This is a genomic window from Dorea sp. AF36-15AT, from assembly GCF_003477705.1.
Lineage (GTDB): Bacteria > Bacillota > Clostridia > Lachnospirales > Lachnospiraceae > Claveliimonas > Claveliimonas ammoniilytica.
Map to the genome: position 1 here is coordinate 596,884 of NZ_QUDV01000001.1, position 17,784 is coordinate 614,667.

The 17,784-nt window shown below is 42.7% G+C and carries 21 protein-coding genes; 20 read left to right on the forward strand and 1 reads right to left on the reverse strand.

All coding sequences use genetic code 11. The annotated features are described in order from the left end of the window. Positions 1–21 precede the first annotated feature (21 nt). From DWZ93_RS02765 to rnfB, 5 genes are read left to right on the forward strand one after another with little or no spacing between them, the layout of a single operon-like run. The gene (locus DWZ93_RS02765) at positions 22–975 is read left to right on the forward strand and encodes an RnfABCDGE type electron transport complex subunit D (RefSeq protein ID WP_118383713.1); all 954 of its coding nucleotides are present in this window, start codon (positions 22–24) and stop codon (positions 973–975) included. Further along, complete coding sequence (locus DWZ93_RS02770; RefSeq protein ID WP_118383712.1) at positions 975–1,559, forward strand: RnfABCDGE type electron transport complex subunit G; 585 nt, start codon at positions 975–977, stop codon at positions 1,557–1,559. The genes DWZ93_RS02765 and DWZ93_RS02770 overlap by 1 nt, the downstream gene beginning before the upstream one ends. Before the next feature lie 16 nt (positions 1,560–1,575). Continuing rightward, the gene (rsxE, locus tag DWZ93_RS02775) at positions 1,576–2,292 is read left to right on the forward strand and encodes an electron transport complex subunit RsxE (RefSeq protein ID WP_118383711.1); all 717 of its coding nucleotides are present in this window, start codon (positions 1,576–1,578) and stop codon (positions 2,290–2,292) included. Between the two features lie 5 nt (positions 2,293–2,297). Beyond that, positions 2,298–2,873 carry an electron transport complex protein RnfA gene (locus DWZ93_RS02780; RefSeq protein ID WP_118383710.1) on the forward strand — a complete coding sequence of 192 codons (576 nt, stop codon included), beginning with the start codon at positions 2,298–2,300 and terminating at the stop codon, positions 2,871–2,873. A 12-nt stretch (positions 2,874–2,885) separates the two neighbouring features. Further along, positions 2,886–3,683: an RnfABCDGE type electron transport complex subunit B gene (rnfB, locus tag DWZ93_RS02785; RefSeq protein ID WP_118383709.1), complete on the forward strand. Its 798-nt coding sequence runs from the start codon at positions 2,886–2,888 to the stop codon at positions 3,681–3,683. Positions 3,684–3,855: 172 nt separating this feature from the next. On the opposite strand, the gene DWZ93_RS02790 is transcribed toward rnfB, so the two are convergent. Continuing rightward, entirely contained in the window at positions 3,856–4,845 is a 990-nt protein-coding gene (locus tag DWZ93_RS02790) for an FAD:protein FMN transferase (protein WP_118451890.1), read from the reverse strand. A gap of 173 nt (positions 4,846–5,018) precedes the next feature. On the opposite strand from DWZ93_RS02790, the gene DWZ93_RS02795 reads away from it, so the two are divergent. The 15 genes from DWZ93_RS02795 (at position 5,019) to DWZ93_RS02860 (ending at position 17,780) form a co-directional block, all read left to right on the forward strand. Then, positions 5,019–5,384: a NusG domain II-containing protein gene (locus tag DWZ93_RS02795; RefSeq protein WP_243061074.1), complete on the forward strand. Its 366-nt coding sequence runs from the start codon at positions 5,019–5,021 to the stop codon at positions 5,382–5,384. Between the two features lie 9 nt (positions 5,385–5,393). Further along, complete coding sequence (locus tag DWZ93_RS02800) at positions 5,394–5,888, forward strand: Gx transporter family protein (RefSeq protein ID WP_118383707.1); 495 nt, start codon at positions 5,394–5,396, stop codon at positions 5,886–5,888. 32 nt (positions 5,889–5,920) lie between these two features. Next, a complete protein-coding gene (gene ruvA, locus DWZ93_RS02805; protein ID WP_118451892.1) occupies positions 5,921–6,529 on the forward strand; it encodes a Holliday junction branch migration protein RuvA in 609 nt (202 codons plus the stop codon). Between the two features lie 15 nt (positions 6,530–6,544). Beyond that, complete coding sequence (gene ruvB, locus DWZ93_RS02810; RefSeq protein WP_118383705.1) at positions 6,545–7,543, forward strand: Holliday junction branch migration DNA helicase RuvB; 999 nt, start codon at positions 6,545–6,547, stop codon at positions 7,541–7,543. A gap of 86 nt (positions 7,544–7,629) precedes the next feature. After that, a complete protein-coding gene (gene zapA, locus DWZ93_RS02815) occupies positions 7,630–8,043 on the forward strand; it encodes a cell division protein ZapA (RefSeq protein ID WP_118383704.1) in 414 nt (137 codons plus the stop codon). Positions 8,044–8,128: 85 nt separating this feature from the next. After that, the gene (locus DWZ93_RS02820) at positions 8,129–10,273 is read left to right on the forward strand and encodes a U32 family peptidase (protein WP_118451893.1); all 2,145 of its coding nucleotides are present in this window, start codon (positions 8,129–8,131) and stop codon (positions 10,271–10,273) included. Between the two features lie 7 nt (positions 10,274–10,280). Then, positions 10,281–11,765, forward strand: coding sequence for an FtsW/RodA/SpoVE family cell cycle protein (locus DWZ93_RS02825; protein WP_118383702.1), 1,485 nt, complete (start codon positions 10,281–10,283; stop codon positions 11,763–11,765). Positions 11,766–11,802: 37 nt separating this feature from the next. Further along, entirely contained in the window at positions 11,803–13,140 is a 1,338-nt protein-coding gene (locus tag DWZ93_RS02830; RefSeq protein ID WP_199665880.1) for a peptidoglycan D,D-transpeptidase FtsI family protein, read from the forward strand. A 12-nt stretch (positions 13,141–13,152) separates the two neighbouring features. Next, on the forward strand, positions 13,153–13,476 hold the full coding sequence (locus DWZ93_RS02835) for a hypothetical protein (protein ID WP_118451895.1): 324 nt from the start codon (positions 13,153–13,155) through the stop codon (positions 13,474–13,476). 1 nt (position 13,477) lies between these two features. Further along, positions 13,478–14,437, forward strand: a complete 960-nt coding sequence (locus tag DWZ93_RS02840) for a DUF2953 domain-containing protein (RefSeq protein ID WP_158574272.1) — start codon at positions 13,478–13,480, stop codon at positions 14,435–14,437. 18 nt (positions 14,438–14,455) lie between these two features. Further along, positions 14,456–14,845, forward strand: a complete 390-nt coding sequence (locus DWZ93_RS02845) for a GerW family sporulation protein (RefSeq protein WP_118383698.1) — start codon at positions 14,456–14,458, stop codon at positions 14,843–14,845. Positions 14,846–15,114: 269 nt separating this feature from the next. Beyond that, entirely contained in the window at positions 15,115–15,255 is a 141-nt protein-coding gene (locus tag DWZ93_RS14830) for a hypothetical protein (protein ID WP_199665563.1), read from the forward strand. 129 nt (positions 15,256–15,384) lie between these two features. After that, positions 15,385–15,573, forward strand: coding sequence for a 50S ribosomal protein L28 (gene rpmB / locus DWZ93_RS02850; protein ID WP_118383697.1), 189 nt, complete (start codon positions 15,385–15,387; stop codon positions 15,571–15,573). Positions 15,574–15,743: 170 nt separating this feature from the next. After that, a complete protein-coding gene (locus DWZ93_RS02855; protein ID WP_118383696.1) occupies positions 15,744–16,103 on the forward strand; it encodes an Asp23/Gls24 family envelope stress response protein in 360 nt (119 codons plus the stop codon). Positions 16,104–16,118: 15 nt separating this feature from the next. After that, positions 16,119–17,780 (forward strand): DAK2 domain-containing protein, encoded by a 1,662-nt coding sequence (locus DWZ93_RS02860; protein WP_118451897.1) that lies wholly within the window; start codon positions 16,119–16,121, stop codon positions 17,778–17,780. Positions 17,781–17,784: the final 4 nt, after the last annotated feature.

The following is a 17,784-nucleotide window of genomic DNA, read 5'->3' on the forward strand; positions in this document are numbered from 1 at the left end:
GAGAGGAAGAGGTGAACAAAAGTGGAGAATCAGTTAAATATTTCATCTTCACCACATATACGTTCCAAAGTTACTTCCAGCAATATTATGCTCATGGTAACAATTGCTCTGTTGCCGGCATCTGCATTTGGAGTATATAATTTTGGAATGGATGCACTGCTGATGCTGATCGTTACGACTGCAACAGCTGTGCTTACAGAGTTTATTTATGAAAAGCTTATGCACAAGAAGATCACAATCGGTGATTTCAGTGCTGTTGTAACAGGACTTCTGCTTGGACTTAATATGCCACCTACAGCACCGTTGTGGATGGGAGCACTTGGTAGTGTATTTGCTATCCTGATTGTCAAGCAGCTGTTCGGAGGTCTGGGACAGAACTTCATGAACCCGGCACTTGGAGCAAGATGTTTTCTGTTGATTTCTTTTGCAGGACAGATGACCAAGTTCGTTTATGATGGAGAGACAGGACCGACACCACTGGCATATCTGAAGGAAGGAGCACTGTCAAGTGTGAATTCTATGGACATGCTGATCGGACGTATTCCAGGTACGATTGGTGAGACATCTGTGATCGCAATCATTATTGGCGCGATTTTCCTGATTATGTTGGGAATTATTGATCTTCGTATTCCTGGTACATATATTGTAACATTTGTATTGTTTATTGGTATCTTCGGACAGTTCTCTGATGCAAATGTAGGATTTTTTGATCCTCAGTTCATCACTGCAGAGTTGTGTGGAGGTGGTCTGATGTTAGGTGCATGGTTCATGGCAACTGACTACGTTACATCACCGATCACCAAATCCGGTCAGATCGTATACGGTATTGTACTTGGACTTCTGACTGGTCTGTTCCGTCTGTTCGGTGGATCATCAGAAGGTGTATCCTATGCGATCATCATCAGTAACCTTTTAGTTCCACTTATTGAGAAGGTTACTCTTCCGAAACCATTTGGCAAAGGAGGAGAAAAATAATGAACAAGATTATTAAAAATACAGCGATCCTTACAGCAATCACTCTGATTGCAGGACTTTTGCTGGGACTGGTATATGAAGTAACTAAGACTCCGATTGCTCAGACTCAGGAAGCGGCTAAGAGAGAAGCCTGGTTACAGGTATTCCCTGAAGCAAGTGAGGATGATTTTGAAGCAGTGGATGTAGATCAGAAGGTTGCTGATCAGGTAATCAAAGAACTCGGCATCAAGGGAAGCATTGATGAGGTATGTTCCGTAAAAGGCGGAGAGGCCGGATATGTTATCACAGCTACCGATGGCGAAGGTTATGGCGGTGATATCCAGATCACAGTAGGTATTACAGCAGATGGAACAATCAGTGGAGTTGCATTCCTGAGTATCAGCGAGACAGCAGGACTTGGTATGAAAGCAACTAACAGTTCTTTCTATTCACAGTATGTGGGTAAGCAGACAGATAAATTCTATGTATCAAAGGATGGCGGCGAAGGTGAGCCGATCGATGCCATCAGTGGTGCAAGCTTTACATCACGAGCTGTAACAGGTGCCGTGAATGCAGCACTTGCATATTTTCACAGTGCATTTTAGTCAGGAGGTAGTGTAGATGAATTCATGTGGAGAAAGACTGAAAAATGGTCTTATTGATGAAAATCCGATTTTCGTCCTGATGCTTGGTATGTGTCCGACACTTGCGGTAACTACTTCGGCTATGAACGGTATCGGTATGGGACTTTCAACAACGGCGGTACTTGTAATGTCCAACATGTTGATTTCCATGTTACGTAAGATTATACCGGATTCTGTCAGAATGCCGGCATTTATCGTGGTTGTTGCGTCATTCGTAACAATCGTTGACTTCCTTATGGAAGGATATACACCGTCACTTTATGATTCACTTGGAATTTATATTCCACTGATCGTTGTTAACTGTATTATTCTTGGCCGTGCAGAGAGCTATGCTTCTAAGAACCCGGTTCTTCCGTCTATTTTTGACGGACTTGGTATGGGACTTGGATTTACCGTAGGTCTTCTTGCAATCGGTGCTGTACGTGAGATCATTGGAGCAGGACAGATCTTTGGTAAACAGATTCTTCCGCTCGCTGATTCTACAATGGGCAAGGCAGGATATACACCAATTACAATCTTTATTCTGGCACCTGGAGCATTCCTGGTACTTGCAGGTCTTGCAGCAATCCAGAATAAGGTAAAGATTAACATGGAGAAGAAAGGCAAGGATGCATCTAAGATTCAGTCAGGATGTGGTTCTGATTGTGCAACCTGTGCCGGATGTGCTTCTACAGCAGATAAAGGAAAGGAATAGGAAAGATGGGAAATTTGATTTTAATCGCAGTCGGTTCTGCGCTTGTAAGTAACGTCGTACTTAGTCAGTTCCTCGGTATCTGTTCTTTCCTGGGTGTTTCCAAGAAGACAGAGACAGCTGCCGGAATGGGCGGAGCCGTTATTTTCGTAATCACTCTGGCATCATTAGTTGCCGGAATATTACATCAGTTTATTCTCAAACCACTGGGATTTGAGTACTTGAACACAATCGTATTTATCCTTGTAATCGCAGCACTTGTACAGATTGTAGAAATGTTCTTGAAAAAGTTCGTGCCTTCATTGTACAATGCTCTTGGAGTATACCTTCCACTGATCACAACAAACTGTGCAGTGCTTGGTGTAGCTCTGAATAATGTACAGGATGATTACAATATTCTCGAAGGCGTAGTGAATGGTTTTGCAACAGGTGTTGGTTATCTGATCGCCATTGTACTGCTTGCCGGTATCAGAGAAAAGATGGAATATAATGACATTCCGGAATCCTTCAAAGGTATGCCGATCGTACTGCTGACATCAGCACTCATGTCAATCGCATTCTTTGGATTCTCAGGACTTATTTAGGAGGAAGACAATATGAGTATGACAGGAATTATTTTGGCTACAGTCATTGTAGGCGGTACCGGATTATTCATTGGTATTTTCCTCGGGCTGGCAGACAAAAAGTTTGCAGTTGAAGTAGATGAAAAGGAAGAAGCTATTCTGGGTGTTCTTCCAGGTAATAACTGTGGTGGTTGTGGTTATCCGGGATGTTCCGGACTTGCAGCCGCAATTGCAGCCGGCGAAGCTCCGGTCAATGCCTGTCCGGTCGGTGGTGCACCAGTAGGTGCTAAGGTAGCCGAGATTATGGGACAGGAAGCAACAGAGCAGGTGCATGAAGTTGCATATGTAAAATGTGCAGGTACCTGTGATAAAGCTAAGACTGATTATGAATATCAGGGAGTTTCTGACTGTATTATGATCAATATGATGCAGAATGGTGGACCAAAGACATGTAACTATGGATGTATCGGTGAGGGTACCTGTGTGAAAGCCTGTCCGTTTGATGCAATCCATATTGTGGACGGAGTTGCAGTAGTAGATAAGGAAAAATGTAAGGCATGTGGTAAATGTATCGCAGTATGTCCAAGACATTTGATCGAACTGATTCCATATGAACAGAAACATATGGTACAGTGCAGCTCACAGGATAAAGGTAAGGATGTAATGGCAGCTTGTGCCGTTGGTTGTATAGGATGCAGAATGTGTGCGAAAGTATGCCCTGCAGAAGCAATAACCGTAGAAAACAATATTGCACATATTGACTCCACGAAATGTGTAAATTGCGGCGCCTGCGCTGAGAAGTGTCCGAAGAAGATTATCCGGATTCAATAGTTACCAATCTTCTCAACCAACTGTTAATTAAGGAGATCTTGGTCGAGATATAGATCGGACATTACATCATACAAGATATGTTGACTCAATGCATAACATTGGGATCCGCGGAAACGGAAGGTGAAAACGACAGGGGTGATTACGAAAGTAATCACCCCTGTCGTTTTGTATATTATTTTGGAAAATTATCTGAGTAAGTCAGATTATTATCTGTATCGATGAATACGGCTTCTACGCCATCCAGACTGTTGATTAAATCCATTCCCTTATCCGGACCAAGAAGAAAAGTTGTGGTACTCAGTGCATCTGCTGTGAGAGAAGAATCAGTGAGAATCGTAACACTGTTCAGCCCATTGTTGCACGGCATACCATCGGAAGGTTGTAATATGTGATGGTAGAAATCACCGTCTTTTTCAAAGTATCTCTGGTATGTACCAGAAGTAACAGCGGCCTGATCATTCAATTCTATGGATGCGATTGGCTCACCACGGTCGTCAAAAGGTTTCTGAATGCCGATCAGAAAACTGCTTCCATCTGGCTTGTCTCCGATAGCAAGGACATTACCGCCAAGATCAATCAGTGCGTGTTCTACGCCTTCGCTTTTCAGATATTCTTTTAATTTATCAGCAATAAATCCTTTGGCAATGGCTCCGAGATCTATTTTAGATTCGGGATCGGAGAGGCGTACCAGATTACCGTCAATTTCTACATTGTGATAATCGACGTGTGTCACGGCCTCTGCAAGAACTGAGGCATCCGGTACCTGTGGATCATCGGATTTGAAATCCCACAGCTCAGTGACAGTCCCAATGGTAATGTCGAAAGCTCCATCAGATAATTTGCTGTAATGCAATCCTTCCTGGATTAGTTTGAGAGTATCATCAGAGACTTCGGTATAAGCGCCTTCTGCGTGGTTAATCTGCCAGATCTCACTGCCTTCTCTGGTACGTGACAGCCTGGCTTCATAATCGTCGCAGATCTTCTGACATTTAGTTAGAAGATTATTATCCTGTGAATCGTAAATCTTAATATTAATTACGGTGTCAAGTGCTGTCCCGGTATAGGAAATGGGCTCTGTGTTGGCAGAACTCCCGGAACATCCGGTAAGACCAAGCAGCAGAGACGCTGTGCCAAGTATAGCTAGTTGTCTATGCCATTTCATAAGTGTACTCCTTTATCAATAACTGCAATGGCAGTTAGTATTTTAAACAGATTCAGTATAGCACAGAGAAACAAAGGGTTTCAACCTTTATCGAACGTGTGGTTGCGATGGAGGAGTGGTTGTGATAGAATAGGTAGGAATTATAAAAGACTGGAAAGTGCAGAAGTGTGAAGATGGGATTAAAGAAAAAAGATCTGGTGTTAATGGGGATAATTCTCTGTATTGCTGCAGTGTGCAGCCTGGTACATCATTTTACCGGAGAAGCGGGGAAAGGCATAGTGGCAATCAAAGTAGATGGAGTGACAGAAGGGACATATGTACTGACGGAAGATCGCAGGATAGAGATTAATCATGGAACCAATATACTTGAGATTAAGAATGGAGAGGCTTCTATGATTGAAGCTGACTGTCCGGATCAGATATGTGTGCATGAGAAAGCAATATCTGCCGATGGCGAGTCAATTATCTGCCTTCCTAATAAAATCGTAGTTGAGGTGGAGTCTGATAAAGAGAGTGAACTGGATGCAGTAATGAAGTAGGAGGCAGTTGTGAAGAACCGAGTAGCATATTTTGGTGTGTTTGTTGCGCTGGCATTGATATTCAGCTATGTTGAAACAATGATTCCGTTTCAGATTGGTATTCCCGGTGTTAAGCTGGGACTGGCAAACCTGATCGTAGTTATAGCATTGTACAAAACGGATGTAAAAGAGGCGCTGCTGTTATCAGTAACAAGAGTGGTTTTATCCGGATTTATATTTGGTAATCTGGCAAGTATTCTATATAGTCTTGCCGGAGGACTGGTGAGTCTTGCGGTAATGGCATTGCTGAAAAAGTATGCGGATCTGAGCATTATCGGAGTCAGTGTGGCCGGTGGTGTATTTCACAATATAGGACAGCTTGTAGTGGCAGCTATTGTGGTTGAGACTTATAGCGTAACCGGATATCTGCCGGTACTTCTGGTGGCAGGACTGATTACAGGATTTGTGATCGGTACGGTGGCAACGGAAATGATACGACGGCTGAGAAACATAGATCTGCGTTAAAATCAATCTGGAATAGAAGGGGGACAGACGGAATGATTGCATATATAAAAGGCGAACTTGTAATACTGGAAGAAGACAGGGTGATCGTTGATGTCGGTGGCGTGGGATATGGCATCTATATGCCGGGAAGAGCGATGTCTGCGCTTCCGCCGATAGGTTCGGAAGTGCTTATTCATACATATCTGAATGTAAAGGAAGATGCGATGCAGCTTTACGGATTTCTTACGAGAGACGACCTTGCAGTGTTTCGCAAAGTGATCACAGTCAGTGGAATCGGGCCAAGAGGAGGACTCAGCATTTTGTCTCAGCTTTCGGCAGATGATCTGAGATTTGCTGTTATGTCAGGTGATGCCAAGGCAATTTCGGCTGCACAGGGAATCGGGAAAAAGACGGCCGAGAAGCTGATTCTGGAATTAAAAGACAAACTCAGTATGCCGGATCTGGATCGTTATGCGGCTTTAGAAGATACATCTGCTGTATCGGCTGCGACAGGTGGAATCCAGCAGGATGCGGTATCGGCACTGGTGGCACTTGGCTATGGCAATACAGAAGCTTTGAAGGCAGTACGTCGGGTAGAACTTACAGAAGGCATGAATGTAGAAGATGTGCTGAAACAGGCTTTGAAATATATGATGTTTTAGTAGCAGAGGGGTATCATGGGAAGAAGAATTATCACAACAGAGAATCTGGAAGAAGATCAGAAAATAGAGAACCATCTCAGACCGCAGACACTGGATGACTATGTGGGTCAGGAAAAAGCGAAAGAGATGTTGAAAATATATATATCTGCGGCAAAGGACCGAGGAGAGCCGTTAGACCATGTATTGTTTTATGGGCCGCCGGGACTTGGTAAGACAACACTTGCCGGGATTATTGCCAATGAGATGGGCGTGAATTTAAAGGTTACATCCGGTCCGGCAATTGAAAAGCCGGGAGATATGGCGGCAATATTGAACAGTCTGCAGGAGGGAGATGTACTTTTTGTGGATGAGATCCATCGCTTGAACCGTCAGGTGGAAGAGGTACTTTACCCGGCTATGGAGGATTTTGCCATTGACATTATGATTGGTAAGGGTGCAAGTGCCAGATCGATACGTCTGGATCTTCCTAAGTTTACACTGGTCGGAGCAACCACCAGAGCGGGTATGCTGACAGCTCCGCTTCGTGACCGTTTTGGCGTGATTAATCGCCTGGAGTTTTATACGGTAGAAGAGCTGCAGACGATCATACAGAGATCAGCAACAGTTCTGGGTGTGGAGATTGATGAACGTGGTTCTGCGGAACTTGCAAGAAGATCCAGAGGTACGCCGCGTCTTGCCAATCGTTTGCTGAAACGGGTACGTGACTTTGCACAGGTGAAGTTCGATGGCGTGATTACAGGAGACGTAGCAGATTTTGCACTGGATCTCTTAGATGTAGATAAATATGGTCTGGATCATGTCGACAGGAATCTTCTGTCTACAATGATCACAAGATTTGCCGGGGGACCAGTTGGTCTGGAGACACTTGCAGCATCTATAGGTGAAGATGCCGGAACGATAGAGGATGTCTATGAACCGTATCTTTTGAAGAATGGATTCCTGCTCAGAACACCGAGAGGAAGGGTCGCAACAGAGCTGGCATATGGACATTTGGGAATTTCCCTTTCAAAATAGTGAAAAACTGTTGGTTTTTATGGAACTATCGTTTATAATATATCTATATTGTTTATGTATGAATTTAGGAAATGTTGGAGGTTGCAATGGCATCATCAAAGAATTTTACAGAAGTATTAATTGGTGGAAAGGTATTTACTCTGAGTGGATTTGAGAGTGAAGAATATCTGCAGAGAGTGTCTACATATCTGAATCATAAATTAGAAGAGTGCTCCAGCAGTGATGGCTACAGAAAGCAGAGTGCAGAGACGAGAAGTATCCTTCTTGCGCTGAATATTGCAGATGACTATTTCAAGGCTAAGAAGCAGGGCGGTACATTAGAAAGTGATATCGAAGCAAAAGATAAAGAGATGTATGATCTCAAGCATGAGTTGATTTCAGTACAGATTAAGCTGGAGAACGCGGACAAAGCACTGGACAAGCTGAAAGAAGAGAATAAAGCATTGCAGATGAAGATTGTACAGTTAGAAACTGAGATGAAGAATAAAAAGAGTAAATAGGCTGTCATATGACAGCCTATCTGCTTTATATGATCGTTTATATAAACAGAATTCGGAATGAATGGATATTTTCAAAGGAGTTTAGATGGAACGAATGCCAGAAATTCTTGCACCGGCAGGTGATTTTGCTACACTGAAAGCAGCTGTATCAGCCGGAGCAGATGCAATATATCTTGGCGGGGAGCAATTTGGAGCTCGCGCCTTTGCAAAAAATTTTACAGAAGAAGAACTGTGCTCAGCAATTGATTATGCACATCTGCATGGCAGAAAGATATATTTGACAGTTAATACGCTGGTCAAGGAACGTGAATTTGATCAGTTATATGGATATCTTCTCCCATACTATAAGCAGGGGCTGGATGCAGTAATTGTACAGGATATGGGTGTGATGGAATATATTCGTCGCCAGTTTCCTGAGATGGATATCCATGCCAGTACGCAGATGACGGTTACGAATGCAATTTCAGCAGAATGGCTGGAGAAGCAGGGCGTGGTACGAGTGGTTCCGGCAAGAGAGCTTTCGCTTCCGGAGATTAAGGAAATACGTGACAGGACCAATCTTGAGATTGAGTGTTTTGTACATGGAGCTCTTTGTTATTGCTATTCCGGACAGTGTCTGCTCAGCAGTCTGATTGGGGGACGAAGCGGTAATCGCGGACAGTGTGCGCAGCCATGCAGACTGCCTTATCGGGTGAATGGAAAGAAGCCGTCGGATATTATGAGTCTGAAAGATTTGTGTACGATTGAGTATATTCCTGATCTGATTGAACATGGAATTGATTCCTTTAAGATTGAAGGACGGATGAAGCAGCCTGCTTATGTAGCAACAGTGACTGATGCATATCGCAGATACCGGGATTACTATCTGGAAAAAGGAAGAGAAAATTATCGCGTTAAGAAAGATGATCTAAACCGGCTTATGCAGGCTTATCAGAGAAGAGGATATTGTAACGGTTATTACTATGTTCATAATGGAAAGAATATGATATCTCTGGAGCGCCCAAAAGCGGAAATGCAGTCAGAGGATACACCCAATATGGTCTGTCAGGAAAAAATTACAGGTGTGTTAAGGGCTGTATGTGGAAAACCGGCAGAATTTTCAGTAAGTAGTGGTGAGACAGAAGTATGTGTGGAAGGTGCAGATGTACAGCGTGCTGAAAAAGTTCCGATGAGCAGGGATCGTCTGGAGAAGCAGATGAAGAAGACCGGCAATACGCCATTTGTGTTTGAGCAGCTGGATATTCAGATGGATGAGGATATCTTTCTCCCGGTGCAGGCATTGAATGAACTTCGCCGTCAGGCGTTGGGGATGCTGGAAGCAAAACTTCTGGAATCAGGAAAAAGAGAAGAACCGGAGCGGTTAGCCATTTGCCCAGACACAGAAAATACAGCAGATACGAATAAGGAAAAGGCATCGGAGCTTACTGTGTCGGTTGAGACTATCGAACAGTTTGAAACAGCAGCTGGATTTACAGGAATTGCACGTATTTATGTTGAAGATACCCTTTGGGATGGGCAGAATGCAGACCGAATGAAACAGATCATTCGAATTGCACGAGAGAATGGAACAGATGTATATTTCGCTATGGCACGGATTTACAGAGAAGAGTCAAAGTTATATTATAATAAGCACCTGGAAGAATTGATGGAGACCTTTGATGGCGTACTGGTACGGAATCTGGAGAGCCTGCTTCTTATACGTAAAAAGAGTGCGGATTATCCGGTGGTTACGGATAGCAGTATATATCTGTGGAATCATAGGGCTAAGAATTTCTTGCGGCAGTTTAATCTTAAGGCAGGGACTGCACCTGTAGAACTAAACAGCTGGGAATTAGAGGAACTGGGCATACAGGAGATGGAACTTGTAGTATATGGATATCTCCCGGTTATGGTATCGGCGGGATGTGTGCGTAAGAATACATCCGGTTGTACAGGAAAACCAGGGGAACTTATCCTGACAGATAGACAGAAGAAGAATATGACAGTAAAAAATGTCTGCAGATACTGCTATAATGTAATGTATAATACATCTCCATTATTGCTGGCAGATCAGCAGATGAAGATTATGCGTCTCCATCCGCGTGCACTGCGCCTGGCGTTTACGACAGAAAATGGAGAGGATATGCAGAAGATACTTTGCATGTTCAGAAATATCTATGTAGAGAATACAGAATGTCCGATCCCAAAGATGGATTATACAAGAGGACATTTTAAACGAGGAGTAAAGTAGGTGGAAAATGGTTAATATCATAGTTGAGCTTTCAAAATATCTGATCATCACGATCATTATCATGTATACCTATTTGTGTTTCCGTATCTTCGGATATCAGGATGCCGAGAAAAAGCAGCGTATGCTGAAGCGGCAGAATACATTAATGTTTATGCTTCAGCTTATTGCCTTTATGGTATTATATCTGGAAATGGATGACATTAAGATACTGGGACTGTATCTTGCACAGATGGCACTTTTTCTGGCAACAATCCTGTTGTATACGCACATTTACCCGAGAGTATCAAGACTTGTGGTAAATAATATGTGTATGCTGCTGTGTATTGGTCTGATCATGCAGACCAGACTGTCTTACAGTAAGGCGATGAAACAGTTTGTGATCGCTGCCTGTGCGATAGCATTGAGTCTAGTGATTCCGATTATTATCCGCAAGTGTAAATTTTTGTCAGAGTGGAGAAGAATCTATGCGATCATAGGTTTGATTTCGCTTGGAGTGGTAGTAGTCATCGGTCAGGTATCCTACGGCGCCATGCTTGGGTTTACGATCGCGGGAATTAATATCCAGCCATCAGAGCTGGTGAAGATTGTATTTGTATTTTATGTGGCGGCGAGTCTGAAAGTATCCAGGGAATTTAAAGATATTGTGGTTACGACAGCCATTGCCGCGTTCCATGTGCTGATACTGGTAGTCTCTAAAGACCTTGGAGCTGCACTTATTATTTTTGTAGTATATCTGGTCATGCTGTACGTGGCGACCAGACAGCCGTTATATATACTGGCCGGGCTTGGAGCCGGAAGTGTGGCATCGGTAGTAGCATATTATTTGTTTGGTCATGTACGTACAAGAGTTATCGCATGGAAGGATCCATTTGCAGTATATGACAGTGGCGGTTATCAGTTGGCACAGTCTTTATTTGCGATAGGAACCGGCGGCTGGCTCGGAATGGGACTTTGTCAGGGACAGCCGGATAAGATTCCGGTAGCGGCTGAAGATTTTATTTTTTCGGCAATTGCGGAAGAACTTGGAATCGTATTTGCCATGTGTCTGATTTTAATCTGCCTGAGCTGCTATATTATGTTTCTTAATATAGCCATGCAGCTTCGCAATCAATTCTATAAGCTGGTTGCATTGGGACTGGGAACCTGTTATATTTTCCAGGTATTCCTGACAATTGGCGGAGTGACCAAGTTTATTCCATCTACAGGAGTTACGCTGCCACTGGTTAGCTATGGAGGAAGTTCCCTTTTAAGTACTTTAATTATGTTTGCAATTATTCAGGGGCTCTATATCCTGAGAGAAGATGAGGAAGAGATCATTGAAAGAAAGAAGAAAGAACAGCAAATACGACAGTTACGAGCTGAAAGAAGCAGAAAACAGAGAACGCAGGAAGCGAGAAAGAGAGCAGTTAAGCCGGAAAGAGCGCCGGAGCGCCAAAAAAGAAGACAAGCACCTGGAAAAGAAAAAGCGCGCCCGCAACAAAGAGTTCGCTAGAGTTACGTATGTATTTGTTGCGCTGTTTCTGGTTATGATGGGATATATCGGATATTTTACAGTGGTCAAGAGCAAAGACATTATCAGCAGTCCATATAATCCGCGTCTGGATTCCATGGCAGACCGTGTGGTACGAGGTAAGATCCTGGACAAAAGTGGTAATGTATTGGCTGAGACAGATACAGCTGATGATGGCAGTGAGTATCGATACTATCCATACGGTGAAATATTTGCTCATGTGGTAGGTTATTCTTCCCAGGGTAAATCCGGTCTGGAATCTACACAGAACTTCAATCTGCTGACATCAGATGCATTTATTCTGGAAAAACTGGTAAAGGAATTTCAGGATCAGAAAAATATCGGTGATAATGTGGTGACTACTCTGGATGTAGATCTTCAGAGCGCTGCATATAATGCACTTGGCGATAACAAGGGTGCGGTAGTGATCATGGAGCCAAGTACTGGAAAGGTGCTCGCTATGGTATCAAAGCCGTCCTTTGATCCGAATTCGGTTGCGGCAAATTGGGATGCGTTGAATTCCGATGAGAACAGCGTTTTGCTTAACCGCGCAACACAAGGGCTGTATGCACCGGGATCTACATTTAAAATTGTAACTACACTGGAATATATGCGTGAGCATCCGGAAGATTATAATTCCTATAGTTATAACTGTACCGGATCGATCACTTATGGGGATACAACGATTCCGTGTGCGAATCATGCAGTGCATGGGGCAGAGGATCTCGCATCTTCCTTTGCAAATTCCTGCAACTCTTCATTCTGTAATATCGGTATGAGTCTGGATGTAAAAAAATATCAGGAGACTGCCGAGAATCTGCTGATCGGCTCAAAGCTTCCGGGTGATTTTGCAACTGGCAAGAGTGAATTTCAACTGACAGAAAATGATTCTACGGCAGAGAAAATGATGACTGCGATGGGACAGGGCAAAACACAGGTGAGTCCTTATCAGATGGCACTGATTACATCAGCAATTGCTAATGGCGGAACTCTGATGCGTCCATATCTGGTAGATTCAGTGACAAATTATACAGGAACGATTATTTCTGAGACGACACCGGAAAAATATAAAGATCTGATGACATCTGCGGAGGCTTCACAGCTTAAAACATATATGGAAGGTGTAGTCAGCTACGGAACAGGTTCCGTGCTGAGTGGTCAGTCTTATAGTGTGGCAGGAAAGACAGGTACGGCAGAATATAGTATGGATTCTTCCAGCCAGAATCATTCCTGGTTTGTAGGATTCAGTAATGTAGATAATCCGGAACTTGTAGTCAGTGTAATCGTAGAACAGTCAGACGGTAATACAAAGGCGGTTAATGTAGCCAAATCAATATTTGACAGTTATTACTATTAAAGAGGTGTGCCGGTGAAATATTATAGCAATCTGTATGTTTCAGAAGGACTTGAAAAAAAGAAAGATAAAGTGATCGCCAGATTGGAACGAAGAAAGATCCAGCCGGATCTGCATGTGATCCTGTTACCGGAATGCGACCATAATCAGTTGGAGATTGTAAATGCAATGTATCTGCTGCAGCCTGGTTATCCGAGAGAAGGCCGGATGGTAGTGGGGATCGCAAAAGGGTTTGAGGAAGCGGTAGAACTGGTAGAGGAGATCAGCCGGGAAGTGTATGATGCGACCGGAGATCTGGAGCTTAGAGACTATATTCAGGCAAAGGAACAGGAAGATTGACATGCTACATATTCTTTTTCTGATATTAAAAATAATAGGGATTATATTGGCAGTGATATTGGGACTGATTCTTTTGGTAATCTGTATTGTCCTCTTTGTGCCAATTTGCTATAAAGCTGATCTGCATGGGAGCGGAAATGCAAGAGAACTGACGGTACATGCAAAAGTAAGCTGGCTGTTTGGATTGATAAAGGCAGTATTTGCTCTGGAAAATGGCAAAACAGATTTATCAGTACGAATTGCCTGGAAAAAGTTTGGGGATAGCGATCCGGTTGAGGATAAAGCCGAGGATAGGGTTGAAGAAAAGCCAAAGCCGGAAAAGAAAGCAGTAATGCAGGAGAAACAGGCCATACAGAAGGAGGAGCAGCAGGATGAAACGCCGAATCGAATTACAGATAAAGCGGTTGAAGATGAGACTGAAAAGATTGAAAAGACTGAACAGTCTGCAAAGATTTATCCGGAGAGCACTGAAAAGAAACAGCGCAAGAAGAAAGAGCGAAAAGAAGATTCGGATTCAGCTTCAAAGATTGAACAGATTACGGAAAAGATAAAATGTACATACCACAAATTCTGTGATAAAATAAATCAAATCACAGAAAAAAAAGATAAGATCAGTGATTTTCTTGCGGATGAGACGCATAAGAATGCTTTTCTTAAATTAAAAAACGAAGCGTTTCATCTACTTAAAATACTTAAGCCAAAGAAGATACAGGGGGAGATTACATTTGGATTTGAAGATCCGTCACTGACTGGCAGGATTCTGGCATGGATCAGTATGATTTATCCATGGATTGGTGAACACACAGATATTACGCCGGATTTTGAACATCGTACGTTAAGTGGTGATTTGAGTATACGTGGCAGACTGTATGTGATAACGTTGGTGGTGACAGCCATTCGTCTGATCTTGAGTAAAGCGGTACGCAGATCATTTAAAGATATCAGAAATTTTAAATTATAAAGCAGGAGGTTTGCAGTTATGGGAGAGAATAACAAGCTGAAAGGGACAGTAGAAGAGCTGTTTCGCGGAATGGATGGAGTGATTTCTTCCAAGACCGTTGTAGGAGATGCGATTCATATTGGAGATACGATCATACTTCCGTTAATTGACGTGTCATTTGGTATGGGAGCGGGCTCATTCAGTGGTGAAAAGAAAGAAAAAGGTGGTGGAGGTCTCGGTGGTAAGATGACTCCATGTGCGGTTCTGGTAATCCAGAATGGTAATACCAAACTTGTTAATATCAAGAATCAGGATACGATCACTAAGATTCTTGATATGGTTCCAGATGTGGTTGATCGTTTTGCATCACGTGGTGAAACGAAAATGACTGAAGAAGATGTGGTAGACATTCTTAATGAATCAGAATAAAATCAGGATAATACGTAACCATGCAGGTATTGCCGCATATAATATCATGATGTTGGGGTCAAAAGCCCCAACTATGATGCCTGCGGATTGTTCCGTGCTATGCACTCCCACAATCCTCCCAATTATTCGCATATCGTGGGATTAACATCCCACTTTTAGGCTCATATTGGGGCGGGTCCCAAGGTCTTTCATCCACTTATGAGCGAGCTCATGTGGATTTAGACCTTTTGACCCTGGCATCATATCATAAGGTTATATGCGGAGGCAGTATGAGAAGAGTAACAGGATTTATATTATTTTGGATGGCAATGGGCATGATCGTTAACATGTTATTACCGAATCTTTTTGTCCAGATCTTGTGCATCTGCCTGTGTATTCTGATCGGGTATGAATTGTATCGTTGTGACTAAAAGAAAACGTTAAAATAAAATGATAAGAAATTCATAAATAATACTTGCATTTGCTTTATTCTTCTGATACAATAACTATTGTTGTGAGTCTGTATAGCAGACTATATCGGAGCGTTAGGAGGTGCAGTCATGGCTAAATGTGCTATTTGTGATAAGGGTGCTCACTTTGGAAATCATGTAAGTCACTCACATAGAAAAACACCAAAAATGTGGAAATCAAATGTAAAGTCAGTTCGTGTAAAGACTGAGAGTGGAGCTACAGAAAGAATGTATGTATGTACTTCTTGCTTAAGATCCGGAAAAGTTGAGCGTGCATAATAATGGTAACACTAAAACCTGGATTCAGAAGAATCCGGGTTTTTTTGTGTCACGACTAGCCGTCGAAAAATTTTGTTGTAAATAAAAAAGAAACAGAGTATAATACATTTGTTAAATTATGTTTTGTAACATGAAAGACAACATTCATATAAGAATTGGAGGATATAACTATGAAGGGAAGTATGAGTACGGATCTCGGAACAATTACAGTCAGCTCTGATGTTATTGCCAAATATGCAGGTACTGTAGCTGTAGAATGCTTCGGCATTGTCGGAATGGCGGCTGTTAATATGAAAGATGGAATCTACCGTCTTCTCAAGAAGGAGAATCTTACGCATGGTATTCAGGTTACTATTTCAGAAGATAATCGCATTAAGATTGATTTTCATGTAATCGTAGCTTTCGGTGTAAGTATTTCTGCTGTTACAGAGAATTTGATCAGCAATGTTAAGTATAAAGTGGAAGAATTTACCAGAATGCCGGTCGATAAGATTAATATTTACATCGAAGGCGTCAGAGTGATTGATTAAGGAGGAACTTCGAAAGTGGCTACAAAGACTATTAATGTAGATATGCTTGCCAAAATGTTCCTGGCAGGTGCACAGAATATTGAAGCAAGAAAAGAGTATATTAATGAATTGAACGTATTTCCGGTTCCGGATGGAGATACAGGTACGAACATGTCTATGACGATCATGTCAGCGGCAAAAGAAGTAACAGCACTGGATCATCCGGATATGAAGACCCTGGCTAAAGCTATTTCTTCCGGATCACTGCGTGGAGCCAGAGGTAACTCCGGTGTTATTCTTTCACAGCTTCTCAGAGGATTTACAAAGGTTGTGAAGGAACAGAAAGAGATTGATGTGACGGTTCTTGCTGCAGCATGTATCCGTGCGAAAGAGACTGCATACAAGGCAGTTATGAAGCCGAAGGAGGGTACGATCCTTACAGTTGCCAAGGGGATTGCAGAAAAAGCAGCGGAGATGGAACTGGAGACAGATGATCTGGAAGTATTTATACCAGCTGTTATTGAATATGCAGAAGAAGTTCTGGCGAAAACACCAGAGATGCTTCCTGTATTAAAAGAAGCCGGTGTTGTGGATTCCGGCGGACAGGGACTGTTAGAGGTTTTGAAGGGCGGATATGATGCATTCCAGGGCAAAGAGATTGATTATTCTGCAATTACTCCAAGTGAAAGCAGTGCAGTAACTAAAATTTCAGCAGAAGCAACGGCAGATATTAAATTTGGGTACTGTACAGAGTTTATCATTCTTACAGATCGCGAATTTACAGAGAAGGACGAGCAGGAATTTAAAGCATATCTGGAGTCTATCGGTGACTCTATCGTATGCGTAGCGGATGATGATGTGGTTAAGACACATGTTCACACCAATGATCCGGGACTTGCGATCCAGAAGGCTCTTACTTATGGGCAGTTATCTCGCATGAAGATTGATAATATGCGTGAAGAACACCAGGAGAAGCTGATCAAAGATGCTGAGAAGATGGCTCGCGCTCAGGAAGAAAAAAAGAAAGAAGAGCCGGCGAAGCCTATGGGATTCATTACCGTATCGATTGGTGATGGATTGAATGATATTTTCCGTGAACTTGGCGCTGATTATATTATCGAAGGCGGACAGACCATGAACCCAAGTACAGAAGATATGCTGAATGCGATCGATAAGGTCAATGCAGAGACTGTATTTATCCTTCCGAATAACAAAAATATTGTTCTTGCGGCTAATCAGGCTAAGGCACTGGTTGAAGATAAGAAGATCGTGGTTATTCCAACCAAGACAGTACCGCAGGGCATTACAGCAATCATCAACTTCATGCCAGATGCAGATGCAGCGGCTAATGAAGAGGCAATGTTGGAAGCTATCCAGAATGTAAAAACCGGACAGGTTACTTATGCAGTCCGTGATACTAAGATTGACGATAAAGAGATCCATGAGGGAGACATCATGGGTATCGGTGATGCAGGCATTATAGCTGTTGGTACAGATATCCAGAATACAGCTAAGGAGATGCTTGCAGCTATGGTAGATGAAGATTCCGAGCTTATCAGTCTGTACTATGGTGAAGAGATTTCAGCTGAGGATGCGGAAAGCTTTGCAGCAGAGATTGCAGAGTTGTATCCGGATATGGATATTGATGCGCAGTTTGGCGGTCAGCCGATCTATTATTATGTAATGGCGGTAGAGTAAATAA